The sequence below is a fragment of the Aeromicrobium sp. PE09-221 genome (genome assembly GCF_002174305.1).
In the GTDB taxonomy this organism is placed as follows: domain Bacteria; phylum Actinomycetota; class Actinomycetes; order Propionibacteriales; family Nocardioidaceae; genus Aeromicrobium.
Window position 1 is genome coordinate 110,850 of the sequence record NZ_MIJB01000010.1, and the last position, 24,648, is coordinate 135,497.

Annotated in this window: 19 protein-coding genes; 2 read left to right on the plus strand and 17 right to left on the minus strand. The window is 66.1% G+C overall.

Annotation, left to right across the window (positions count from 1 at the left end):
* Positions 1-59: 59 nt before the first annotated feature.
* Positions 60-971, minus strand: coding sequence for a bifunctional DNA primase/polymerase (locus BHE97_RS06485; RefSeq protein ID WP_236757553.1), 912 nt, complete (start codon positions 969-971; stop codon positions 60-62).
* A 580-nt stretch (positions 972-1,551) separates the two neighbouring features.
* Here BHE97_RS06485 and BHE97_RS06490 point away from each other — a divergent pair.
* The gene (locus BHE97_RS06490; RefSeq protein ID WP_087623216.1) at positions 1,552-4,986 is read left to right on the plus strand and encodes a hypothetical protein; all 3,435 of its coding nucleotides are present in this window, start codon (positions 1,552-1,554) and stop codon (positions 4,984-4,986) included.
* Between the two features lie 197 nt (positions 4,987-5,183).
* Here the strand turns inward: BHE97_RS06490 and BHE97_RS06495 are convergent, their stop codons facing one another.
* The 13 genes from BHE97_RS06495 to BHE97_RS06555 form a co-directional block, all read right to left on the minus strand.
* Positions 5,184-6,479: a hypothetical protein gene (locus tag BHE97_RS06495; RefSeq protein ID WP_140399999.1), complete on the minus strand. Its 1,296-nt coding sequence runs from the start codon at positions 6,477-6,479 to the stop codon at positions 5,184-5,186.
* A gap of 197 nt (positions 6,480-6,676) precedes the next feature.
* Positions 6,677-9,760 (minus strand): LysM peptidoglycan-binding domain-containing protein, encoded by a 3,084-nt coding sequence (locus BHE97_RS06500; RefSeq protein ID WP_087623218.1) that lies wholly within the window; start codon positions 9,758-9,760, stop codon positions 6,677-6,679.
* The gene (locus tag BHE97_RS06505) at positions 9,757-10,182 is read right to left on the minus strand and encodes a pilus assembly protein TadG-related protein (protein ID WP_087623219.1); all 426 of its coding nucleotides are present in this window, start codon (positions 10,180-10,182) and stop codon (positions 9,757-9,759) included. Before BHE97_RS06505 ends, BHE97_RS06500 begins: the two co-directional genes overlap by 4 nt.
* Entirely contained in the window at positions 10,179-10,604 is a 426-nt protein-coding gene (locus BHE97_RS06510; protein ID WP_087623220.1) for a TadE family protein, read from the minus strand. The genes BHE97_RS06505 and BHE97_RS06510 overlap by 4 nt, the downstream gene beginning before the upstream one ends.
* Positions 10,601-11,008: a TadE/TadG family type IV pilus assembly protein gene (locus tag BHE97_RS06515; protein ID WP_087623221.1), complete on the minus strand. Its 408-nt coding sequence runs from the start codon at positions 11,006-11,008 to the stop codon at positions 10,601-10,603. The genes BHE97_RS06510 and BHE97_RS06515 overlap by 4 nt, the downstream gene beginning before the upstream one ends.
* The gene (locus BHE97_RS06520) at positions 10,977-11,159 is read right to left on the minus strand and encodes a hypothetical protein (protein WP_087623222.1); all 183 of its coding nucleotides are present in this window, start codon (positions 11,157-11,159) and stop codon (positions 10,977-10,979) included. Before BHE97_RS06520 ends, BHE97_RS06515 begins: the two co-directional genes overlap by 32 nt.
* Before the next feature lie 24 nt (positions 11,160-11,183).
* Entirely contained in the window at positions 11,184-12,089 is a 906-nt protein-coding gene (locus BHE97_RS06525) for a type II secretion system F family protein (protein WP_087623223.1), read from the minus strand.
* Positions 12,086-12,934: a type II secretion system F family protein gene (locus BHE97_RS06530; protein WP_087623224.1), complete on the minus strand. Its 849-nt coding sequence runs from the start codon at positions 12,932-12,934 to the stop codon at positions 12,086-12,088. The genes BHE97_RS06525 and BHE97_RS06530 overlap by 4 nt, the downstream gene beginning before the upstream one ends.
* Positions 12,931-14,409 carry an ATPase, T2SS/T4P/T4SS family gene (locus BHE97_RS06535; RefSeq protein WP_087623225.1) on the minus strand — a complete coding sequence of 493 codons (1,479 nt, stop codon included), beginning with the start codon at positions 14,407-14,409 and terminating at the stop codon, positions 12,931-12,933. The genes BHE97_RS06530 and BHE97_RS06535 overlap by 4 nt, the downstream gene beginning before the upstream one ends.
* Positions 14,406-15,131, minus strand: coding sequence for a hypothetical protein (locus BHE97_RS06540; protein ID WP_236757554.1), 726 nt, complete (start codon positions 15,129-15,131; stop codon positions 14,406-14,408). The genes BHE97_RS06535 and BHE97_RS06540 overlap by 4 nt, the downstream gene beginning before the upstream one ends.
* A 43-nt stretch (positions 15,132-15,174) precedes the next feature.
* Positions 15,175-15,849, minus strand: coding sequence for an SAF domain-containing protein (locus BHE97_RS06545; protein ID WP_087623227.1), 675 nt, complete (start codon positions 15,847-15,849; stop codon positions 15,175-15,177).
* A 28-nt stretch (positions 15,850-15,877) separates the two neighbouring features.
* Positions 15,878-16,387, minus strand: coding sequence for a hypothetical protein (locus BHE97_RS20600; protein ID WP_236757555.1), 510 nt, complete (start codon positions 16,385-16,387; stop codon positions 15,878-15,880).
* Between the two features lie 422 nt (positions 16,388-16,809).
* Positions 16,810-17,397, minus strand: a complete 588-nt coding sequence (locus tag BHE97_RS06555) for a hypothetical protein (RefSeq protein WP_236757556.1) — start codon at positions 17,395-17,397, stop codon at positions 16,810-16,812.
* 376 nt (positions 17,398-17,773) lie between these two features.
* On the opposite strand from BHE97_RS06555, the gene mobF reads away from it, so the two are divergent.
* Positions 17,774-21,316: a MobF family relaxase gene (gene mobF / locus BHE97_RS06560; protein ID WP_201791335.1), complete on the plus strand. Its 3,543-nt coding sequence runs from the start codon at positions 17,774-17,776 to the stop codon at positions 21,314-21,316.
* 716 nt (positions 21,317-22,032) lie between these two features.
* On the opposite strand, the gene BHE97_RS06570 is transcribed toward mobF, so the two are convergent.
* The 3 genes from BHE97_RS06570 to BHE97_RS20960 form a co-directional block, all read right to left on the minus strand.
* Positions 22,033-24,165 (minus strand): heavy metal translocating P-type ATPase, encoded by a 2,133-nt coding sequence (locus BHE97_RS06570; RefSeq protein WP_087623231.1) that lies wholly within the window; start codon positions 24,163-24,165, stop codon positions 22,033-22,035.
* 95 nt (positions 24,166-24,260) lie between these two features.
* A complete protein-coding gene (locus tag BHE97_RS06575) occupies positions 24,261-24,440 on the minus strand; it encodes a hypothetical protein (RefSeq protein WP_087623232.1) in 180 nt (59 codons plus the stop codon).
* 2 nt (positions 24,441-24,442) lie between these two features.
* A complete protein-coding gene (locus tag BHE97_RS20960) occupies positions 24,443-24,577 on the minus strand; it encodes a hypothetical protein (protein ID WP_272896902.1) in 135 nt (44 codons plus the stop codon).
* Positions 24,578-24,648 lie beyond the last annotated feature (71 nt).

The window sequence follows — 24,648 nt, forward strand, 5'->3', positions numbered from 1 at the left end:
GGTGGTGCCGAGCTCACGGGCGGCACGGTCAACGCGACGCCGGTACGGCTGCTGCGTATTCATCGCCCGACCGCCTCAACGGAGACTGATCGGTCCGCAGACGGACGTGCTGGGGTCGCCGCCCGGTAGGCCGAGCGGATGGTGGTGATCGATTCGCGTTCGGACAAACCCGCCTCGCAGCCGGCTCGACTCAGCAAAGCTGCGGTCGTGGGGAAGTCGCGACCTTGCTCGACCATTCGGCACGCCGCCCAGAACAAGCCAGCATTCCGTCCACCCTCGGTACGACTCGCCACCCACGCTGCGAGCCGCTCCGGCCCAGCATCGACCGACGGCGCGTCGATCGGCCTTGCCATCGGCTTCGGTGGATCCAAGAACGCCCGTAACGCGCGCGCATCGACGGGAGCCGGTTCGTGGTGGGCGGCGACAGCGATCGACCGGTACACGCCGCCGCACCCGTCAGCGTCCGCGACCGCCGACGGTGGCACGACGATGTAGCCACCATCGCCACGAAAATCGATGTGCTTGCCGGGCACCTGCCACGACCGCTGCTCACGACCCGGCTCGCTCGGGTAGTAGGCATGCACCCCGCCCGACGGCGTCCGCACCAGCCACGACCAGCCATCGACCAGACCCTCCGAGCGCGCCCGCTCGAAGGCAGCGAACCCTGAACCAGTGGGGTGAACATCCACGTCCACCACGTCCACGCCCGATCGCTCTCCGGTCGGTACGCCGATATTGGCCTCAGGCCACCGGGTCCACCACGGGCCGACCTGAGAGATGTCGGAGGAGGCGTCGTGGAACCCATGCGCCGTCAGCGGAATCTTCCCGCCCGGCACGCACGGGAACACGGGAATGCCCCGACTCAGCAGGAGACTCACCGCATCCAAGCGCGTCGAGGCGATAGCGAGTGCCTCGTGCAGTTCGGGTCCCCAGCGATACGCCGGCGCCGCCGGCATCTGGACTGTGCTCATGCCCCGAATGTGCACCCCGCTCCGGCGCAACACGGTGCGAACACCCCCGAACACCCCCATGCCGTTGGGGGCGTTCGCAGAGTGTTTGCGCAGGTCAGAGGCCGTTCGGAAAAAAATGGAGAATATTCGGAACCCTCGCCACGCGAACACCTCCGAACACCCCCTGTCTGGAAGCGACGTGCGCGCGGGCCCCCTGGGGACGGCGTCAGGCGTCACATGCAGGGCGCCGCAGTCTGGCATGGGGTCTCGCGGCGTGACCTAGGAAGGCGGGTCGTGAACGGGTTATGACCGGACCCAAGGTCAGGACCAGTAAAGTCCTGCCGCGGCGCTCGACCGCCGTGGCCGTAGGCAGTGCGACTGACAACTCGCGGACCCAACGTTGGCGTTCGCCTCCGCCACAAGCACGGATACGTGGGCCTAGTCTCTTCCTACACACGCCAGAATTCGACCAGCGAGGGGATGGTAGGCAACCTTGCCGGAGCAGACCAGCAGCAGTAGCTCATCCGACGACGTTGGTGAATCGACTGACCTTCCTCTCACGTCAGACGCTCCAGAATCGAGCTCCGAACCTCGCCGCTCGATGTGGACCGTCCCACGCGAAGAGCTTTTCGATGCTCTTTCGTCCCAGAGTGCCTTGTGCGGACAGCTATATCGCGAAGTGGTTGAGGCGGTCGAGGCGACTGAGTTCGATACCGGCAAGTTGGTTGTCGCCGGCCACGCCCTCCGCGAGTTGGTCAATCTCCTCCCGTCAATCTTGGGAGACGTGGACCTCCCCGAGCGGGTCCCTGATGCGCACCTGCGTGAACAGCTCGTGGGCACATGGAACGACTACCAAGCCGATATCGCCGCTGGCACGGCCGCGCTGGGTCTCGTTCCGGACACGGTGATGAAGGCGATGACGGCGTGGGTACAAGCTCAGGAACAGATCAGTGAGAACTCGCAGGCACGGCGAGCGGCGCTCGTCCTCGGAACGACCGAAGGCGTCGAGGACAGCAGCGTCAGAGTTGTGATTAGCGCGATCGGAGCGTTTGAGCGCCTCCGACACCCGTCTAAGGCTGACGCTGAGTTGCCGATGGACCGTGAGGCGTACATGGGCGCCTTGACCGTCATTGAGAGTGCGATCACTAGTCGTGTCCTCGGCTTCTTCAGGGTCAAGCGACAACTTCGGGACGCGGTGGACGCTGCCAACGTGCGAACCGGTGGCGGCGACTGGACAACCCCCTCGGCCGGCGAAGTGGCGGCAACGTTCGCTCGCGTCGGCGGACCTCAGCACCGGAGAATCTTCTACGACCAACTTCGTAATCCTGAGTGGATCGGGCCGCTCGACCGCATCCGTGCGCTTGATGCTCCCAAGGAGCTTCAATCGGGTGCTGAGCAGCGATGGCAGCCCTGGCCTGCCGGCGAGTATCTAGTGCGCATGGCCCAGCATCGCCCGGCGGAGGTGCGAGAGGTGCTACTTCGGCTTGTCGAGAAGGACACAGCCTGGCCTGCGCCAGTCCGGCTCATCGAAGCTGCCCTCCGGATGCCGATTTCCGAGTCGCGAGCGATGGTGTCGGCGATTCACTCGCGTCTTTCCGGCGAGCTCGAGCCGCAGCTCGCTCTCGACGTGGTGACGCTTATCGAGCACCTTGCGCAGGCAGGAGAGCTGAAGTTTGCAATGCGACTTGCTCAAGCTTTGCTGCGGCCGCGTTGTGCGGACGGCGCAGGAGCTGGGGGTCGTCGGAACGTTCAGGCTGGGATCGCCGCCTATTGGTACGCAAAGGCACTCAAGCGCACGATTGCGGCGTTGAAGGACGACGGACGTCTACTTAGCACCGTCTATGCATGGCTTCGTGAAGAACAGATGATCAGCGAGTCATGGGACCTCGAGAGCGAGTGGGACTCAAGCGTCATCTGGCGGCCCTCGATCAGTGACCATGAGCAGAACTACCGCCACCATGACATAGCGGACGCGTTGGTAGACGCTCTTCGGGACCTGACCATCGCTCAACTGGAGTCCGGCCACGATCCCGAGCAAACGATGGCGACTCTTGAGCGGGACGAAATGCCTCTAGCGATTCGGATCGCGGCGTTTTCCCTGTCAGCCGCGATCGAAGGCCATCCCGACGTACTCTCGGTCGCAACCGAGTGGATACTCCGGCGTGACCTCCTTCGCCGTCCATGGAGTTTCCGTGAGTACACCCAGTTGGCCGCTGCCACTTTGCCCCGCCTGGGTGACGATGACTATCGCCGCTGGGAGGCGCTCGTGGACGAAGAGCCGGCGCTCAGCGAGACTCGCAAGCTGCGAATCGTGGAGCACCGTAAGGATGGGGAATCAGAGGAGGAGGCGTTGGAAGCGTACGCCCAGATGCGTCGCCATGAACTCCTGTCAGCGATAGGTGCCGATGCGCTCAGAGGTCGCCTCCTCGAGGTTCACACCGAACTGGCGGCAGACCTTGGGCATTACGAGCACGCTGGCTTCCGTAGTTGGCACTCAAGCTCAACTGACGCGATACCTCCACCGGTCGCAGATGTACTTTCCTCCTTGTCTGTCCAGAGCGTCCTCGAAACCCTTCGTTCTTGGGAGCCTGACGAGGCTCAGCCCGGCACAAAGGCTGGATTAGCAGAGGCCCTCCAGGACATCGTGGAGGCTCGACCCAGTGAGTTCACCATGCACACGCAGTCCTTTCTCGAACTGGGCGAGCCCTACCGCTCGCGGTTCCTCGATGGGCTTCGGAAGATCGCAGGGTCTGAGCCGGATCTCCTGGAATGGACTGCCTTTTTCAGTGGTGTCAGCGTTCTTCAGGGCCTCGTGAGCCAAGAGGATCTCGAGAGAACGTATCCATTGCGCCAGGTGTGCAGCATCATCCAAGGCGCCGTCGATGGACAGGCCACGAGAGTCCCCGCACATCTACTCTTGGATGCCGTCGAACTCGTAGCTCAGTGGACGGACCACTTTGACCCGAACGACGAGGACGAAACCGGGGGCGATCATCTGACTAGATCGCTCAATACGACTCGACCGGTCGTCGTCCGCACATTGATCCGCATAGCAAGGGCTGCGAAGCTCGCCCACAGCGAAGCGTTCGATTCTGAACTGGTCATCCGCGCTGTCCAGAGCGCCCTCGTCGGTCGGCTCGATCCGCGCGACTCGAGTTTGGCTGTTGCAGCTGCACTTGGCGAAGGCCTCAGCATCATGATGTGGGTGGATGCACCATGGACAGCCTCGTGGCTCGAAAGTGCCTCGACGAGCGATGCTTGGGGCGATGCCTTCGTGACTACTGCCCTGTCAACCAACACTCCGAGCACACAACTGTTGAGTGACCTCTGGCCCAGCATCGACGACATCCTCGATCGCACAGCCGCTGGCGAGCCGGTGGAAGAAGGCTGGAAGTCGGATCGTTCGATCGTCGAAGTGATTGGAGATCACCTCATGACCCTCACCATGTGGGGCTCCTCCTCGCCGTGGCCTGAGCGCACAGAGTCGTATTTCGCTCGCGTCGACGCGGAAACGGCCTCGTCGGTCTTGGGACACGTGGGCTGGCGCTTCCTGCACACTGGCGAACCAAGTCGGGAACTGATTGAGCGCGCTCAAGCGATCTGGGACGCGCGGCAGTTGGCCGTTGAGCAGGGTATCGAGGACGCGGGTGAGCTCGCGGAGTTCTACTGGTGGGTCCACAGCGAAAAGTTCCCCGTCACGTGGTGGCTTCCTCGACTCATCCGGGTTGCCGACAGGATCGACTTCGAGGGTCGCAGTTTCATTGGAGAGCACATCGAGCAGGCAGCACGAACGCACCCGGGTGATGCGGTGGCACTTATGTCAAAGCTCTTGGGAGAGGCTGAAGAAACGCAGACATTGGCACGGTACGGGCTCGTGACCTCGGCCCCAAGTGTGATCGCTTACGGGTTGCGTTCTCCGGATCTGTCAATCAGGCACGCGGCACAAGGGTTGATGGACCTCCTGGGCGAACAGGGTGTTGTGGACATGGACGAACAGGTATCGAAAGCGTCACGGCAACTCGACCTTGAGGAGTGAGGGGGAAATTCGTTCCGGGCGGGGGCGTCGCCTCCGTAGGAGTTCCGACGATCGGCGCTCAGGAAATGCGGCTGACGGTACCCCGCCCCGTGCAAGGCGAGTCGGCGCACCAGGTTTTCGGAACGGGGCGTGAGTGTGGAACTGCGAGTACTGATCGAACTCCTCGAGTGGCCGGAGGGTTCAGCGCGAGCTCGCGACTACTTCGGTACTTGACCCTTCTCCACCGCATCACGAACGATTGTTCCCAGGTTTCCGAGGGGGAGTGATTCTCCGAAGATGTGTCGGCTCGGTTCATTAGTGCCTGATGCCTCGTCTAGGAGCGCGGCCGTCAACAGCCAGCGACCAGAGATCTCGAGTGTATGAACGACCTGTGGGTCAAGGTCGTCTTGAGGCTGGTGCTTGAGATGGTTATCGGCTGCCCAGAACTGCTCCACCCAAGCCGTCGAATTCCCAACCCACTCCCTCCAGTTTGAGTGGACCTTCCCGACCAAGGCAGCCGGGAGCTTTTCGTCCGTCCTCCGAGCCCAATCCGCAGACCGGCGATTTGCAGCCACCCAGTACTCCATAGCCGCCGCGGTCGATAACAGCCGCGACTCTGGCGTCTGGTTTCTGACGAGCGCATGTCGAACAAGTGGGGTCACGGCGCGACGATGATTAAGGACAAGAGCGATCCAGCTCGCGATGGTTTCGATCCCGCCGATTTCTTCCAGACCGAAATTTGGGAAAGACTGACTGGCTGCAGCGGCCGCGTCGTCGGACATCATGTCCGTCTGCCAGAACTCGCACCATTCGGATCCCGGTGTCAATCTCGCTGAACCGCCCACGGACTTAACCGGCTCCCGATGAGCGATGTTCAGGAGCGCGTGAATGGCGTCGAGCCTGACAAGGTGATCGCCGATAGGTCGACGTCGGTCCGACTCGACAGCGACGCAAAGCGGGGTAGAGAACGTTCGCCGATCGAACTCGCCTGCGACGCTCCATCCTGAACTTAGCCGAAGCGAAAACCCCTCGGCCAACTCCGCGACGGTACCTCGCCCGGGACGAAGTTCTGCGCGCCAGCCAACGAAGCCGCCGTCTTCCATGATGATGTCGTCGTGATAGATCCGATTCGAGATCCAGTCGGGAAGCCCTCCGTACTCAAGACGGACTCCGACAACGGTGTCGTTCAAGACCTCCCGCAAACGTGGATCGACAATCACGCCCGTGGAACGATACTCAGCAACGCCGATGGTGCCGGCATCGTGGGCTCTCCCGCGGATGTCGACCATGAGAATGTTGCCAACTTCGGTTCGTCCTCCCAGCGCTCTCACGTCGGGAGGTAAGCCTCGGCCGTTGGGGGTTAACCCCTCTCCGAGCAGGCGTGCCACGACGGCGTCTTCGTTGAGTTTCAGGAATCCGGTTGCATGGCGGCGGGAGTGAGGTGGGTCCAAGGCGGGTTCGAAACGTCCCACGACCCCCTGTCGGATCCTGTCGAGCGCCTCTAGTCGCTGCATCGCGATCCTGGGCTCCCGCCATCTGAGCTGGATGATCCGCCAGACCGTTGGTTCACCACGGTTCAACTTTAGGGTCTTCAGGGCGCGCTAGCGGAAGTTCTGGAAACTCGTCCGCTCGCCACGGTTGGTGTGCTCATGCGCCATGCCTCACGCTCAGTGCAGCGTCCGAAAGAGAGGGTTGGGGAACTGGCCGCTTGCTAAGACGTGCGGCGCTTCTGCCAGCCCGGCGTGCTGGTGATCGTCTTGGTTCGGTCCGGCGGCTCGACCGTGCCAATGTACTCATCCGTGCGGTTGAGGACGTCGCGGTCGAGCATCTCGGTAGCGGCCTCAGAGTGTCCCTCAGCGAACGCGACCTTCAAGAGGTCCAGATGGCATACCTCGTCGAAGGGGATCGAGGAGCAGGCGATCTGTGCAGCGGTCCTGGCTGTCTCGAGGTCGCCTTCGGACATGGATCGCGTGACGACGAGGTGGGCGACGTCGGCCAGTGCGGTCGCTGCGGTTTCGTGGATGCGGTTGTCGTCGTAGAGCCAGCTCCATCCGTGACCGCTGGGGAGGGTGAACGGTGGGCCGGTGACGACTTGAAGAGCGGCGAGTAGGTCGTTTAGTCCTTCGGCGCCGCGGGCGTGGCCGCGTGCTCTGAGGCGGCGAAACAGGTCGAGGTCGACGAGGAGGTCGTCAATTTGGTAGCCGGGTGTGCCGGTCTCTTGGTAGAGGCGGGATGCGTCGCCGGCGGGTAGGTGCGGGAGTCCGGTGATGGGGCTCGACCCGAGCCAGGCGCGTAGGTCCCTGACGTCGTTGCGCATCCGGGACTCGCTGCGTCGGAACACTTCCGCGAGTTCTCGCGATACGACTCCTTCGGGGTGCAAGGCGATGTATGCGGCGAGTTCGAGGAGCACTGGCCGGCGCCGGTCAGTAGGAGCAATCGACCCATGGGCAAAGAGAGCCACCGGGCCAAGGACGGTGAGTTTGGGGAGACGGCATTCAGGGTCGAGCCACGCGGCGAGGTCACGGTCCAGATCAGGGTCGGCTTCGATCAGCTTGTCCGCCACGTGCTCCGGGACGATCGGCGCGAGTTCGGCGACGTCCTCGGCGGTGGTGGCGGCAGCGGCCACGTAGTCCCCAGTCGTCCCGGGTAGGAGACAGCGGTCACCGGCGGGCCCCGAGGGACGTGGCTGGACGAGGTCCTCGCGGACGGCTCCTGCTTGGTCGATGAGGGTCTGAAGGTCGTCGGCCGGGTGTTCGAAGACCGGGGCGGGCACGGTGGGGGTTCCGCGGGCAGCGTCGACGATGGCAGCGCAGGTTGTCGCCTCGGACTTCGTCAGTCCTGCTGCCTGCAACTCCAGGTCCCCTTCTCTGATGCGGAGTCGGCCCGCCGGGTCCACCTCGACGGTCAGCGCGGCGGACGCCGCGGATGAGTCCACCGCGACCACGGCGACGCCGAGTCGTCGGGCGGGAGCAGCGACGAGGTCGCTCAGTTCAGCGTGATCAATGCCGCTGGCGGCGATGATGACGCGGAAGGGGTCGGGGTCTCCGGAGTTGGCGGCATGCGAGGCGCGGATCTGATCGACCAGCGGTCTGATCTCTGCGGGCTCGGGGTGGTGGTGCAGGCGGAGGTCGTCGAGTCCGTGTAGTTCGGAGGCGACTCCGATGGTGTGGACCTCCACGAGGACGGACCACGGACTGAGCGCGAGCTCGGCTGCGAGGTGGCGTGCGAGGGCGTCCACACGCTCGGCGTCGCCGGTCAGGTCGACGGTGCCGAAGTGCTCGAGATTGACCAGTTCGAGTGCGCCCGTGTCGGTCTGGCCGATGCTCACGAGTAGGGGGTAGGGAGGCAGGACGTCGAGATCCGCGACGTCGCTGTCGGTGGTGAGCTTCCACTGCCGTCCGCTGCCGGACCACGGCGCTGGCAGGGTCGCGGGCTGAGCCAGGTGGATGTCCAGCGTCCTGGTAGTCAGCGAGACGTGCTCCAGCTGCGGGTGCGGTTCGTCTCTGGTGTCGAACTCGGCGGCCAGATGCCGCAGGGCACGGTCGAGGAACTCCAGAGTGCCCGCGACGCCGACACCCACGTCGGCAGCGGTCTTCTCGGTCGGCTGCAGCTCGGTCGGGGTCGGAGCGAGGACCTGTCCGGGGCGGCGGTAGCGCAGTTGGGTGCGGCGATGTGCTCGCAGCGCCAGGAAAAGGCAGCCGGCAAGCACGGTCCCTCCTGCCGTGAGGCCCGGGACCAGCCACCCCGGCGAGGCGACGTCGTCGACTTCGGAGGATGCCGGAATAGTTGTCGGTGCCGCGGAGTTGTCGGTCTCGGTCGTCTGCTCGATTGATCGTGGTGCGCGGGGCGAGATCGCTTCTTGCGGGGCGGGATCGGGACGGGAAGGAACGACGCCATTCTGTGTCGCCGGCCTTTGCGCGGCGGGCTGACTTGTGGCCGGGATGGTCAGGGTCCACCCAGGGACGATCAGGTCTGGGTCGGTCAGGCGGCCGCCATGGGGCTGCGCGATATGTGTGGAGGCGTCGAAGATCTCGCCGTAGCGCTTCGGGTCGCCGAGTTCGCGGTCGGCGATGTCCCAGAGGGTGTCGCTTTCCTTGACTACGTAGCTGCGTGTTGACCGGTCGGCCTGGGTCTCGTCGAACGTGGGGACGCGCAGTGCGAGCCCGATGGGGAGGAAGTCGGGCCGTCCGCCGAGGACGTCACGGTTGAGATCGACCAGCTCGGTGTAGCGGGTGCCGTCGCCGAGCACCCGCTGTGCGATCTTCCACAGGCTGTCGCCCCGTCCGGTCGTGTAGGTCGTGGTGGGTTTGGCCGGCTTTACCTGTTCTGTCGCCGGTGGGTCGGTGTCGTGGGGGACCGGTGCACCAGGTGAGGCCGTAAGAGGTTCGGTGTCGAGTCGCGGGACCGGTACGGCGGCGTGAGTGGCCGGGACCGGGATCGAGGGCACCGCCCCGGGTGTGGCGATGAAGGCCAGGGCGGCGACGGTCACGAGTTGACTGGCGGCGTGTTGCGGAAGTGCGAGCCCGGGCAGTGGCGGGATCCGGAGTCCGCGAATCTGGGCGATGATCTCGGCCACCAAGCTGGCAGCGACGACAGCCCAGGCGATCCAGACGGCGATGGTGAGCAGCAGCAGGGCCAGGGTGCCGTCGTCGCGGCGGGTGAGGATGCTGGGCATGCCGGTGATGTCGTCTCCCGAGGGGGTGGCTCCGATCGCCAGCAGGAGGACGGGCACGCCGGCAACGAAGGCGACGATGGCGAGGGTCGCGGCAATACCGTGGAGGCGTTGGCGGGTCATTGTTCGTTCCCTCTCATGGTGCGGACGAGTCGAGCTGACGCGTGGCCGGTCACGGGTAGGTCACCGATGCCGACGAGACTCAGGAACTTCGGCCGGTACGTGTCGGTGACGCGAACGGTGATGGTGTCGCCGCCGTGAATCGACACCGACCCGCTCACCCCGGCAGCGGTGAGGAACCCTCGGGCTGCCGTTCGACCGGCGGCGGTGTCCACGGCGAGGTAGCGGCCTTCGGCGGCCGGTGCGGCGGCCACGTGTTGCCCCCCGGCTCGGGCTGCCTGGGCGGCGAGGTTGTGGACGCGTTGCTTGGCGTGGACTTGGCCGCCGAGGTCGACGGCCAGCCCGACCAGGATGGTCATCACGATGGTGGTGGTGACGAGCCACAGACTGATCGAACCGCGCTCGCGCCGGCGACGGGCAGTCATGAGCGTTCCGTCCAGGTGTCGATGGGACTGGAGGTGTGTGCCCGGATGGTCCGGGCGCCAGGGACGCCGGGGACGGCCAGGTCCGACAGGTCGAGGCGGCACGTGACGGTCACGTCCACGAAGCCGGGTTCGCCGACTCGTTTGGCGAAGCCGGAGACGTCGACCTCGACCGTGATCTGGGTGCAGTCGATCTGTTGGTTGGCAAGGCTGGCGCGTGCAGCGGCGTGCGCGTCGGTGCGGGCGTGGTCGCTGGTGCGGGAGATCGACGCGGAGCGGGCGGCGTCCGCGGCGGCGGACTCGACGGCTCCGTGGGCGGTGGCGGTGCGGCCGCCGAAGATGATCAGCCCGACGAACAGGATGAACGCCGGCAGCCCAATGACGGCCTCGATCGTGGCCGAGCCGCTCTCTGGACGCGGGGTCATGGCGCGGTCAACCGTTCGACGGGCAGTGATGCCGATTGGGTGACGGTCGGTGACCAACCGGGGATGACGCTGAGGCTTCGTCCGCGGACGGTCACCGAGACCGTGGTGGCCGAGCGGGTGGCGGTCGCCCGCGACGCGGTGAGGACGTCGGTTCCGCCGGCGTCGGCGATGAATGCGGTGGCGGCGGTGACGCCATCGACGTCGCGGCCGGTCTCGCTGGCGGCCGCGTGGGCGCCTTCTTGGGCAGCGGCGATCGCCACGGCGCGGGCGTGGTGGAACAGGGCGGCCTGCATGCCCAGGAACATCACCGCGAACAGGGCAGGCAGCAAGATGATCAGTTCGACCGTGACCGCGCCGCGCTCGGCGGGCCGGTCAGCTGATCTGTCCGGCTTGTGACTGAACATAGGCCCGGATGGCGGCGACGGCGATGGCGACGATAGCGATCACGGCGACCGCCCACAGGACGTGCTCGGTGGTGACTGATCCGCGGTTGCGCCGGTGGTCGCGGTACAGGGCGAGCTGGAGCATGAGCAGAAGGCTGGTGAGTCGACTCATGATGGGTGTTCCTTTCGTTGTGGGTCAGGTGTTGGTGAACATCCGCAGCAGGGCTGGGGTGACGAGCAGGGCCATGAAGATGACGCCGAGCAGGGAGCCGGGGATGGTCATCCGTTCGCCGATGGCGTTGGCTTCGGCGATCTCGTCGCCGAGCATGGCGGTGCGCATGGCCGCGGATCGGGCGCGCAGGTTCGTGTAGACGGAGGCTCCTTCTTCGCCGGACAGGCGCATGATGTCGGCGAAGTCGTCCAGTTCGGGGAGCCCGAGTTCGTCGGCCAGCGCATGGAGGGCGTCCCACGGGGGCTGGCCGGACCACCGCGATCGGGTCAGTTCCTCGCTGAGGCGGCGGAACACCCACGAGTCGCCGACGTTCGCGGCCGCTTCCATGGCTTGGCGCACGCCGGCGCCGTTGTTGCGCTCGAGGGCGACCAGGTCGATGTAGGCGCCCAGCGCGCGGGAGAATTCGATGCGGGCCTTGCGGGCGTCGTCGACGGCGTTGTAGTTCGGCAGGAAGAACATCACGCCCGCCAGGGCCAAGGATCCGAGCGCGGGGATCACGAACGGCAGGCCGAGCCCGAGCAGGTCGAACAGGAACGCCAGCAGCGGTGCGATGAGCAGGCCGAGGCCGGCGAAGGCGAGCTTGTCGCCGTAGAACCGGGCGACCGGGATCCGCAGCAACGCGAGCTCACGGGTCGGTGTCCTGACCCACAGCACCGGGGGGAGATGTTTGATCGCCCACACGCCGATGCGTTCCTTGCCGCGAGGTGCTCCACCGGCTTCGTCGCCGACGCTGATCCGTCGTTGCGGTGAGAGCCGGTTGAGCGCGTCGACCAGATCGGGTTCGGCCGGCAGCAACCGCACGGCAAGCAGCATGAGTCCGAGGCTGATCAGTACGCCGGCGGTGAGCATCATCTGCAGTCCGGTGGTCATGGCGCAACCCTGTCGGAGGTGGCCAGGAAGCGGGGCATCGGGCGGCCGATCGCCATGCGTTTCATCCACACGAGGGTGGCGACGTAGGCGGCGAGCAGCAGGACAAGGATGACCTGCCCGAGGGGCGAGCGGTACGGCTCGACGTACGTGCCCGAGATCGCCAGGACGACCAGCACGCCGACGCTGATCAGGGTGACCCAGCGGGCGGTGGCGCGGGGTTTGGCGCGGTCGGCTTCGATCTGGCGGCGTGCCCGCACGTCGGCGGCGACGGACTCGGCGAGTCCTTCCAGCACGCTGGCCAGTCCGGCGCCGCGGCGTTGCGCCCCCAGGATGAGGTTCGCTGCGACGAGGTCGCCGGTGGCGTCGTCGAGCTCGTCGGCGAACGCCCGCAGGGCGTCCTCGGTCTTCCACCGGGCCCGCAGCCGCGACACCAGACGGGTGACCTCCGGGTTGATCGCCGCCGGGGTCGAACGCAGTGACGTGACGAGTGCTTGTTCGAGTCCGACTCCCACGGTGAGCACGCCGGCGAGTGTGCGGGTCCATTCCTCCATCGCTTCGAGCCGCACGATCCGCTGTTGCGCCGAAGACGACGAGAGCAGGACCGGCAGACCGACGAACGCGACCGGCGTCGCCACCAGCGCCAGCACCCACCCGGTGATCGCGAACGCCAGAACTCCGGCGGCAAAGCCAGCGAGCAGCAGTCGCAGCGTCCGCTTGGACAGCCGCGGGGCCCGATGCGGGCGTGGCGGGCGGTCAACGCGCTCGCTCGGTCGTAATCCGATGAACAGGCCGATCACGCCGGCGACGACAAGGGCGCCGGCGAGGGCGGGGATGAGCACGATCATGACCGCACCTCCTGCTGCGTCAAGTAGGTCGCGAGATCGAACCCGTGGGCAGCCAGCGCCCGATACCGGTCGGGCAGGACAGATGGGACGGCGACACCGTCCGGGCCGGGGGCGAAGACGTGGGTGGCGGCGTAGCCGGTTTCGCGCTCACCCGGGTCGACGGCGATGATCTCGGCCACCCGGCGGTGTCGCTTCGAGGTGCCGGCGACGGTTTCGGTCGTCATGTCCAGATGGACGACGAGGTCGATGGTGGCAGCGAGTTTGCTGGTGGCCAGGTCGTGGGTGACGTGTGAGCCCGCCTCCATCGCGCAGGTGACGAGCTTGCGCAGCGCAGCAATGGCGTCGGAGGCGTGGGTGGTGGAGATCGAGCCAGTGCCGGACTCCATCGCCTTGATCATGGCCCAGATCTCCCGGCCGCGGACCTCGCCGACGATCTGGCGCTGCAGGTTGAACCGGAACGAATCCACCAAGGCCTCGTCGAGGGTGAACTCGCCGGCCTGGCGTCCGTCCAAGCCCCGTTCGCCGGACCCGGGGCGCGCCTCCCACGGGTGCACGATGCGGTGCCGGTCGGGAAGTTCGTGCAGGTGCAACTCGTACTCGGTCTCGAAGGTGCCGATAGCCTCCAGCGGGTCGATCTCGGCGCACAGTGCGCGGACCAGAGTGGTCTTGCCGGCGCCCTGGCTACCGGACACGACGATGCTCTTGCGTGCACGGACCGCCGCGCGCAGAAACGACGCCGCAACCGGCGTAAGCATGTCCCGGCCGACGAGGTCCTCCAAAGTGACCTGCATCAGCCGGTGCCGGCGGATCACCACCGAGGGTCGAGGTGTCACCCACGCCGCCGCGGCGAGTCGTGAACCGCCGTCGAGGCGCAGGTGCAAGCGCGGTTGAGCCTCGGAGAACCCGCGCGCGTTGACCTCGCTGCGAGACGCGAGGAAAACGAGGAAATCGATCAGCTCCTCATCGGAGTCCGCCACGGCTGGCCCCTCGAGGAGACTGCCATCGGTGAGTTCGAGCAGGACGCGGTCATGGCCGGTGATGATGATGTTCTCGACCCGGTCGTCGTCGACCAGCGGCTGCAGCCGACCAAGCCGAAACAGCGAGTCGAACACCGCGCGGGCAGTCGCGTCCTGCTCAATCGGGGTCATCGTCGCTGCGCCGTCGTTGACCCGTTCAGCCAGGGTCGATTCGACCAGGTCCAGCACGATCGCCCGGCCGAGTTCCTGCTGCGCTGTCTGGGACAGCCGGCCGCGGTCGGACGCCACGGCCTGGCTGAGACGATCGGATGCCTGGGCCCGCAACGTCGCGACCAGCGGCCACTCGACGGTGACGGCGCTCGCCGCGTCAGAAGTGTGCAGCGCCAGCGTCTGGTGGCCGTTACGCTCGGGCGGCACACTCAGCAGGGGCAATGGAGTGGCGAACAGCGGCAACTCGAGAAGGTCTGCGGCCAGACCGTCGGTGGGCTCGGTGGTCATCGCGCTACTCCTTCCACGAGGTCGAGACGCTGGGCCCGGATAGCCGCATGGACCGCGGCGACCGCTGCGTTCAAGCTGCGCACCAAGGGAGCAGAGTCGAACTTGGTCGATGGCGGCGCTCCACGGTGGAGGACCGCCGCGGACTCCGGGTCGTCCGCGAGCGCTGCGAGAACCGGGAGCTTCACTGCCGCGGTGACCTCGCGGGCGCGGTAGGGATCGCCTTCACCGACGAGGAGCAGTTGCGGTTCGCGCCAGTGGACCAGCGACCGGGCGACGGAGTCGCCCCACGACCGGGTGGCCGACAGCGCGGGCAGTGACGTCCTGGTCACGATCAAGACGAGGTCGGCGTTGTCCAGCAGGGATGTGGGGGAGCCGGACAGTCCGAGCCGTCCGACGTCGATGATGACGTCCTGGCCTGTCGACTCGAGGTCACCCAAGACGACCGACAGCGGTTCCCACAGGTCCCGCAACGCGGGGGCTTGGGTGTGAGATCTGGTGCCTGCGACAAACGAGACGGGCGTGTCATCAATTGGCTCGGCAACTTCGGCGAGAGTCTCGGCAAGATCCGTGCCGGTGAGTGCCAACTCCACGACGCCCGAGCGGTATTCGCGGGTGCCACGGAAGTAGCCCGCCAGCAGGCCGGAACCACCGGTTGGATCGGCCTCCACCAGCAACACCGGGCGCGGCCAGCACAACGCCAGCCCCAAGCAGGTCGTCGTCACGCCGGGAGATCCCGACGCGGAAGCGAGCACGATGACGGCCATCTCAACGCTCCCGACTGTCCAGGACGATCGCAACATTGCCGGTAGCCGCCCGTGCAGCAAGCGTGGCCGCTTCACCCTCGGCGACTTGCACATCCACGACCAGCTGACCGGTTTCCTCCGAGTAACGGGTGCCCACGACCACGGCCGCGCTGTAGGCGGGGGTCTGAGCGGGTGCCGCCTCGCCGGCCGGGGGCGTGACGACAATTCGCACGTTGTCGCCGACCTGCAGCGGCTCCGACGGGGCCTGGGCCGGCGTGACCGCGACACCAACGACCGATGCGCCGTCGGCCGGGACGACGGTCGCCGCTATCGCTCTGCGTGTCACCAAGCCGCCTTCGGCGATGTCGAGTGCAGCGCGTTTGCCGACCACCGTGTCCAGAGCCCAGCCCGGCAGCGGGTCCAGCGCCGGGTCGGTACTGATCTGCACACGGGCCAGATCCTCGGCCTCGATCACCGAACCGCGGGCGACGTCGACTCGAGCCACCAGTACCTCGGTGCTGTTCGTGGTGGCGGTCCACGCCCACGCTCCGAGGAGCCCGCCCAAGCCGATCAAGATGACCGCGGCTGCGACAAGACCAGGTCGGCGCCTCAGTTTGGGCGGAGGAGCGAGCGGCGGTCCGGCCGGACCCCCTGACCCGTGGTCGATGGTCCTGTCGTCACGAACGGCTGTACTCATGTTCACTGCCCTTCACCCCGGAGGCTCGCTACTGCACGAGCACCTGCGCTTCGCCGACGGCCACGCGGACCGACCTCTGCAACCCGTCCAGACGGATCACTCCGCTCTGACCGGCGCCTTCCCACGACACCACCCACTCCGACGTCGCGGTGACCGTGAACCTGTCATCGGGCAGGCCACCACTCGACGTCTCATAGGTGTGACCGCATGTCGGCGACTTCGACTTCCCGAACGCGGCCTTGTAGACCGTGCCCTTGTTCCGGCACGTGATCTTCGTGCCGTCGCCCATGTCCCAGCGGATGCTCTCCACCCGTGCGGTTGCGCTGATCGTGATGCCGCCCGCTGACGCAGACGCTGTGATCGGTCCCCAGCTGTGCTGGTTCGGCGAGGCGACCCACATCCAGACCGGCATCCCCACGATCCCGATGCGATCCGGACCAGGCTCGGGCACGATCCCGATGTCGATCGCCCGCAGTCCCATCCGGTCGACGGCGATCTGGGCGACTTCTCTCGGTGTCGGACCGGCACCCGAGTTCACCGGCGGTGTTGCCGACCAGATCTGGATCTGCAGATCGGTCTGCGGTTGCCAGCACTCATAGACGTTGCCGTCGCCGGGCTCGTGACCCTGCCACGCCGGATCGCCGGCGACGGGTTGCGGGTCAGCGAGACGGACGTAGCAGTTCAGGGCGTTCGACCAGTACCCAAAATCGGTGCTACACGGAACCGGACCCGGAGGAGGCTTCGGAATCCCGCTCTTCGTCCCATCCCAGTAGCAACTCGCTCCGGTCCCCGTGTCTCTTGGCCCGTCACCTGGATCCGTAGCTTCTCCTTCGCCGCCCGGGACTTCGACCGTTACGAGGCAGGTCCCGTCAGAGGGGTCGATCTGGGCACACTCGGGCTCTGCGAACGCGCGGGCGCTCGCGACGCAAGTGAGGACGATGACGGCAACAATGGTCGGCGTCAGGCCGCGGGCGTACACGGGGACTTCTCAAGGTCTTCACCCCCGGCGACGCGCCACGCGCCGTCGGGGTCCTTCGACCATTCGTAGTTCGCGACTGTGTAGCGCGTCCAACCGGTGTCGGGCCGGGTAGCTGCGACGACGGACTTGCCGTCCTTGTCCACGACGTCAACGTTGCTGACGTCCCAGCAGACATCGATGAAGACAGTGGGGACCTTGCCTGCCTTGGGATCTGAGTTGTCGAGACTGACTGTCTGAACCTCAGAGTCCGCGATCTTGGTTGAGCCTGTCTGGTGCTCGCCATCACGACGTCGATTCGAGATCGACCGTTGGAGCGCGGTCAGCTGAACGCTTGTCGCTACCTTCTTCAAGTTTCGAATGGGTGTCGATGGATCTTGATTCAACTGATCGACGGTCGCGAAGTACGTCACCAAGAGTTCCGTCGCGGTCGTCGCAGCGACGTCCGAGTCCGTCGGTGGGCGTGGGGTCGCAGCCGTCGTAGGAGTCGGGGTAGATAGGCTGGCTGAGGGGGCCGCCTTGTCCTCGGAACACGCCGCCAGGACGACGAGCAGTACTACCGCCGTCGCCATAACTCGCGTACCTCGTGTGGTCGTCATCGCCCCCGATGCCTGCCTTCCTCCACGGGTGACCCGGGGAGGACGCAGACGGCGCGACCACCGAAAACCGGTGAAGACGCCGTCACGACCTATTGAGCCACCGGAGGAACGAGAAGCGCAACTGTCTTTCATGGCTGATCTGCTCCTTCCGCATTCGTAGTCCTGTACCGAAGGTGTGTCGTCGGTTCCGAACGCCCCCTGCCGACTGGGTGTTCGCGGCTGGTGTTTGGAGGGTTACACGTCTGGCAGATCGAGGTCGACTCAGTGGTGCCAACCTGTGGATAAGGCGGCATGAAACGGGTCTGTGGTTCGTCGCGGACACCTCCATGAACAGGAGGTGGGCAACCAGATGACGGTGTCGATGAAGTCCATGTCGGCGGGGGACGGCTACAAGTACTTACTGAAGAGCGTGATCGCCGGGGACGGCAATCGAGCCCTGTCGACGCCGATGACGCGCTACTACGCCGAGGCGGGAACGCCTCCTGGTCGGTGGCTCGGGTCGGGCGTCGCGACAGTCGGCGGCGGCCTACTCCGCGTGGGTGATCCGGTGAGCGGTGAACAGCTCGCTTGGCTGATCGGCATGGGCCGTGACCCGGTCACAGGTGACCAACTTGGGCGGGCGTTCCCGCAGTACGCGACGGTCGCGCACCGGATCGCGGCGCGTGTAGCGGGCTTGAGCGCGGACCTCTCGGCTCCGCAGCGCAACGACGTGGTGGCTCAGATCGAGTCCGAGGAGCGCGAGAGGGGGGAGCAGCGCGCGGTGGCAGGGTTCGACTTTACGTTCAGTGTGCCGAAGTCGGTCTCGGTGTTGTGGGGTGTGGCCGATGCCGGTACTCAGGCGCTGATCGTCGAAGCCCATCACGCATCGGTCGCCGACGTGATGGATCTTCTCGAACGCGAGTTGGCGACGACCCGACGAGGGGTCGACGCAGGCAACGGAGCTGTCATGCAGGCTGACGTCGCCGGCATCATTGCCGCCACCTTCGACCATTGGGACTCCCGTCTCGGCGATCCACAACTACATACCCATGTCGTGATCTCGAACAAGGTCAAGACTGCCGCCGACGGGCGCTGGCGCAGTCTCGACAGCCGACCACTCCATGCCGGTGTGGTGGCAATGTCAGAGCACTACAACGCCGTTTTGGCCGACCGGATCACCCGCAGGTTTGGCCTCGGCTGGGTGCAACGCGAGCGAGGCAAGGACCGCAACCCGTCGTGGGAACTCGCACACGTGCCCGACCTCCTCATTAGGGCGTTCTCTAGCCGGTCACGCGCTATCGAACTGGAGAAGGACCGACTCGTTGGCGAGTACACCGACGCTCGCGGGAAACGGCCTTCGAAGACAACCGTCATCAGGCTGCGAGCCCAAGCCACGCTCGCCACCCGACCCGAGAAGCACATCCGTTCATTGGCCGACCTGACCGATGAGTGGCGCGACCGTGCTGACCAGATCCTGCACGAGAACTCCTTGGCTTGGGCCTGTCGCCTCACGGACAGTCGAGAAGCACGGCGGACCCTTCGCGCCGACGACATCGACCTCAATGTCATTGGCATGCTCGGCGACTCGGTCATCGGTGCCGTCAGCGAGAAGCGCGCGACTTGGCGCCACTGGAACCTCTGGGCGGAAGCCTGCCGCCAGACGATGGGTTGGCGATTTGGCAGCACAGAGGACCGCGAGGCTGTCGTCCGGCTGATTGTCGACGCGGCGGAGCGGCAGTCGCTCATGATCACGCCGCCCGAGCTCGCGACGAGCCCACGGGTGTTCACCCACGCGGACGGAACATCACGCTTCCGTCCGCGTCACTCGACGATCTACAGCTCGACCGAACTCCTCGCCGCTGAAGACCGACTCCTCGCACGCGCACACGACATCAACGCCCCGGCGGTCGATCTCGGTGTGATCGAGCGCCTCGCCCACAAGAACTCGAAGGGCAGACGGCTCAGTCAGGAACAGGCGGGAGCTTTGACCCAGGTCGCGGTGTCGGGACGCCGGATCGACGCGATCATCGGTCCGGCAGGGGCCGGCAAGACCACAGCGATGCATGCACTACGACAAGCGTGGCAAGCCGAGCACGGCAAGGGCAGCGTCGTCGGACTCGCGCCCAGCGCGGTCGCCGCCCAAGTCCTCGAGGACGACTTGGGCATCGCATGTGAGAACACCGCGAAGTGGCTCTACGAACACGATCAAGGCAGGACCAAATTCCACGCCGGTCAACTCGTCATCATCGACGAAGCCACCCTTGCTGGCACCCTCGCACTCGACCGCATCACCGGCCTGGCCGAAGCCGAAGGGGCGAAGGTCCTGCTCGTCGGGGACTGGGCACAACTGCAGTCCGTCGATGCCGGGGGAGCTTTCAGCCTCCTCGTCGAAGCGCGAGACGACACGCCCACACTGACCGAAGTGCGCCGCTTCACCCACGAGTGGGAGAAGACCGCCTCCCTCGACCTGCGCTTCGGTCGCACTGAAGTACTCAACACCTACGTCCGGCACGGGAGGGTCCAAGAAGGATCCACCGCGCAGATGATCGACGCGGCCTACCTCGGGTGGCGCACTGACACGCGAGCGGGCCGCGACAGCATCTTGGTCACTGAATCCGCCCACTCGGTCGTCGAACTCAACAGTCGCGCCCGCGCCGAACGGATCCTGGACGGCGACACTGAAGCTGGCTCCGAAGTCCGACTCGGCGACGGCACCCACGCCTCCGTCGGCGACCTGATTGTCACCCGTCGAAACGACCGCCGCCTCACACCAGCACGCGGCGGTTGGGTCCGCAACGGGGATCGATGGCGCGTCGCGGCTGTCGGCCGCGACGGCACCCTCCACGTCGAGCGGACCGGCGTCCGACTCGGTGGCGCGGTCACCCTTCCCGCCGCCTACGTCGCCGAGAATGTCGACCTCGGCTACGCCGTCACCGCCCACCGCGCCCAAGGCGTCACCGTCGACACAGCCCATGTCGTCGTCTCCTCATCCACGACTCGCGAGAACCTCTACGTCTCCATGACCCGCGGCCGGGACAGCAACATTTCCTACGTCGCCCTCGACCAACCCGACGACGCCCACAGTGCTCCCGGGCGCGACGAAGTGTCCGGAAGATCCATCCTTCACGGAGTCCTCCGGCATTCGGGCGCCGAACTCTCGGCCCACCAGAGCATCAAGACCGAGCAGGATCGGTGGACGTCGATCGCGCAACTCGCCGCCGAGTACGAGACGATCGCCGCCGTCGCCCAACGAGACCGCTGGACCGACCTCCTCGCCAGTGCCGGCCTCACTGACGACCAACTCGGAGCGCTCCTCGGCTCAGACTCCTTCGGCCCGCTCACCGCCGAACTCCGCCGCGCCGAAGCAAACAACTTGAACCTTGAGAGCGAGCTGCCACGACTCATCACGCGGCGGACACTCGCCGACGCCGACGACATCGGCGCCGTGCTCATCAGCCGCATCCAGCAGGCCGAGGCCCAGGCGAGCACGCACCGCCGAAAGGACTCCCAACGCCTCATCGCCGGCCTGATACCCCGCGCGAGCGGAGCGATGGCACCCGACATGGCCGAAGCGCTGATCCAACGGCAGCACCTCATCGAGACACGCGTATCCGCGCTCGCCGAAGCTTCTCTCGCGAAACAGAAAGGCTGGCTCACACGACTCGGAACACCCCCGGCTGGGGGGAGGTTGCTCGAACGATGGCTCCAGGAACTTCGCACCGTGATTGCCTATCGCGACCGATATGCCGTCGACTCGGATGTTGTTCTGGGCAACGCTCGCTCCGACGCCCAGCGACTCGACCACGCCCGAGCCGCGCAGGCGATCAGGCGCGCACGCACCATCTCCGACGAAGCCTGCGACCCTTCGCCGGCCGTAGATCCACGAACGGCAGTCCGCGGGAGGTCCCACTGAGAGCCACAGGGTCGGCCATCCCGACTTATTCACAGATCCGCGCCCTGCAGACGCGCATCGTCGGGGGGACCGGGAAGCTGGATCACACACACCGAACGAGTTCACTCATGATCACTTTGTCGCTCCGGGTAAGCGCCGCGTTCCACCGGTACCTGCGGAACACCGCGCCCACCAACATCGCCGTTGCCTGGCTCCGTTCGCCACACGGCAGCACTTGGGCGATTCCCCTCGGATTCATGCTCGCAATCGGGTACTTCCACGCGTCGAGATTCTGTGCCGTGATCGTCGAGTCCAGCGGACCTGGCTGGGTCAACCTGTTGGTCATCCTCTTCTTCTGGAACTCGCAGAAGTTCGTCTGGGTCGCGATATTCGGAATGCGTCGAGTACCGCTGATCACTTCGCGTGCCGACCATCGGGAATCTCGGACAGGTCCTCGTCGCGCCGCCCGCACTGTTGGAAATGTCGGGCCGCATCGTCATCCCGCGTCAGAGTGATGGACATCCGGTTCGGTGGCGCGCGCAGATCGTGAGACTCGGCAACCGATCGCGTACGTTCCACGTGAGGCATCAAGCCATTCGACTCGGTTCGTACGCGTCGATCCAGGTATCTGGTCACGGAGCATTCTTCGGTGCTCCTCAGCGAACGCGCCAGAAACGCCTGTAGTAGGCCGGCGGGGGAGCGAGGTCAAGATTCGCTGAAGATTCGTGGTGTTGGGCTTACGCGCTGAGCACGGGGGCGCTGCGTGCCGGCGACAGGTCCAGCCTCCTCAGAAGTTGAGCATTGAGGGCCACCACCACGGTGGACGCTGACATGAGCACCGCTCCGACCGACATGGGCAGGATGAATCCGATCGGGGCGAGTACGCCGGCCGCGAGTGGGACGGCGGCGAGGTTGTAGCCCGCGCCCCACGCGAGGTTCTGGACGCTCTTGCGGTAGGTGGCCCGGCTCAGGTCGATGACGGACAGGACTGAGCGCGGGTCGTCGGAGGCCAGGATGATCCCGGCGGATCCGATGGCGACGTCGGTGCCCGCGCCGATGGCGATCCCGACGTCTGCCTGCGCGAGCGCTGGGGCGTCGTTGACGCCGTCACCGACCATCGCGACCCGGCGTCCTTCACCTTGGAGTTGGGTGACCTTGGAGGCCTTGTCCTGGGGCCGGACGCCGGCGTAGACCCGGTCGATCCCCAGTTCCGCTGCGACCGAGTCGGCCACCGCTTGGGCGTCGCCGGTGATCATGACGACCTGGACGTCACGGTCGTGCAGTGCCTGGACGGCGGCGCGGGACTCCTCGCGGATCTCGTCGGCCAGTCGCAGAGCGCCCACGACGACGTCGTCGACGGTGATGTGCAGAATGATCGCGCCTTCATCCCGCCACGGGTCGACGGCGGAAAGCTCCTGTTGTCCGGTGCGTTCGAGCATGGCGGGGCCGCCGACTCTGACGGTGGCTCCCTCAACGGTGGCGGAGACACCTTCGGCGGGGTGTGAGGCGAACTCCTCGGCCGGGGGCACGGACAATTCACGGTCGCTGGCGGCTCGGACGATGGCCTTCGCCAGCGGGTGTTCTGAATCGGATTCGGCCGCCGCTGCCAGCCTGAGCAGGGCGTCGGCGTCCAGTGAGCCATCGGCAGTCGGTTCTACGTCGGCGACGGTCGGCTGGCCCTTCGTCAGGGTGCCGGTCTTGTCGAAGAGCACCGTGTCCACGTGACGCATCGCCTCCATCTCCAGGCGGTCCTTCACCAGGACACCGGCTCGGGCCGCGCGTTCGGTCGAGATCGAGATCACCAGGGGAATTGCCAAGCCCAGGGCGTGGGGGCAGGCGATGACAAGGACGGTGATCGTCCGGGTGACACCATCTTCCGGCAGGCCGATCAGTGACCAGACGATGAACGTGACCACGGCTGACCCGAGGGCGAACCAGAACAGCCACCCGGCGGCGGTGTCGGCCAGTCGCTGAGTTCGTGACGCCGAAGCTTGGGCGTCGGCGACCAGCCGTTGGATGCCGGCGATGGCGGTCTCGTCGCCGATCGCGGTCACCTCGACACGCAGCCCGGAATCGGTGGCTACCGTCCCCGCGACGACCTGGTCCCCGACGTCACGGCGCAAGGGACGGGACTCGCCGGTGATCATCGCCTCGTCCATCGACGCCGAACCGCTGACGACCTTGCCGTCAGCCGGGACGCTCCCGCCGGGTCTGACGACCACGACATCGCCAACACCCAAGTCGGAAGGGGAGACGACGACGACGTCGTCGCCCTCGACCCGCTCTGCCTCGTCCGGGAGGAGGGTCGCGAGCGAATCGAGCGCCGACGTGGTGCGAACGAGGGACCGCATCTCGATCCAGTGCCCCAGCAGCATGATGGACACCAGCAGGGCCAGCTCCCACCAGAAGTCCAGGTGGTGTGCCAGCAGGCCGAGCGTGGAGCCCCAAGAGGCGATGAACGCGACACTGATCGCCAACGCGACCAGAAGCATCATGCCCGGCTTGCGCGAGCGGATCTCAGAAACGGCGCCGCTGAGGAAGGGGCGTCCGAACCAGGCATAGAGGACGGTGCCCAAGATGGGGGAGACCCACTCGAGACCGCGAATGTCGGGCAGTGAGTAGCCGGCCAGATCAGCGAACATCGGCGAGAGGACGACCGTCGGGACCGCCAAGGCCAGCGATCCCCAGAACAGGCGTCGGAACATGCCGACGTGATCTCCATGACCGCCGTGTCCTCCGTGGTCGCCATGGCCGGCGTGATCGTCGTGGTCGCCATGGCCGGCGTGGTCCTCGTGACCGGTGTGTCCAGCGTGCTCGCCGTGGTCGGTGTGGGAGTGCGAACTGGTGTGGGCGTGATGTTCATCGGTCATCTACGTGCCTTCCGATCCCGGTCTTGGCGCGGCCGTCAAGATATGGCCATTATACCCCTAGGGGGTATAGGGACCTCAAGCCAATTGAAGGGTGGTCAGGCAGGTGGGTGCGTCGGTGCGTCGGCTTCGGTGTCGAACTCGACGCTGCCGGTCTTGTCGTCCGAACGGATCGTCATCGCCCCTTCGATGTCGAAGGGCAGCCAGAACCCAGCGAATCCGTTGTCGAGGGTCTTGACGTCCTTGTCGATCCGTACGTCCCCGGTGGAGTCGTCCACGATCAGTAGTTCAGGACCGCGGCCAGCAGGCCATGCGTGAGTAGGGCGCCGACGAGACGGCGCAGGCTCGCGTCCGCACCTAAGGCGCCGAAGTCCGGACTGGACGCGGGCGGCATCTCGGGGAGTCGATGGGTCACGCCCTGCAGGTGTTCACGCGTGCATCGGGCGGGCCATGACGCTGGGGCGTGCTGGCATCGCGACCGGGTGG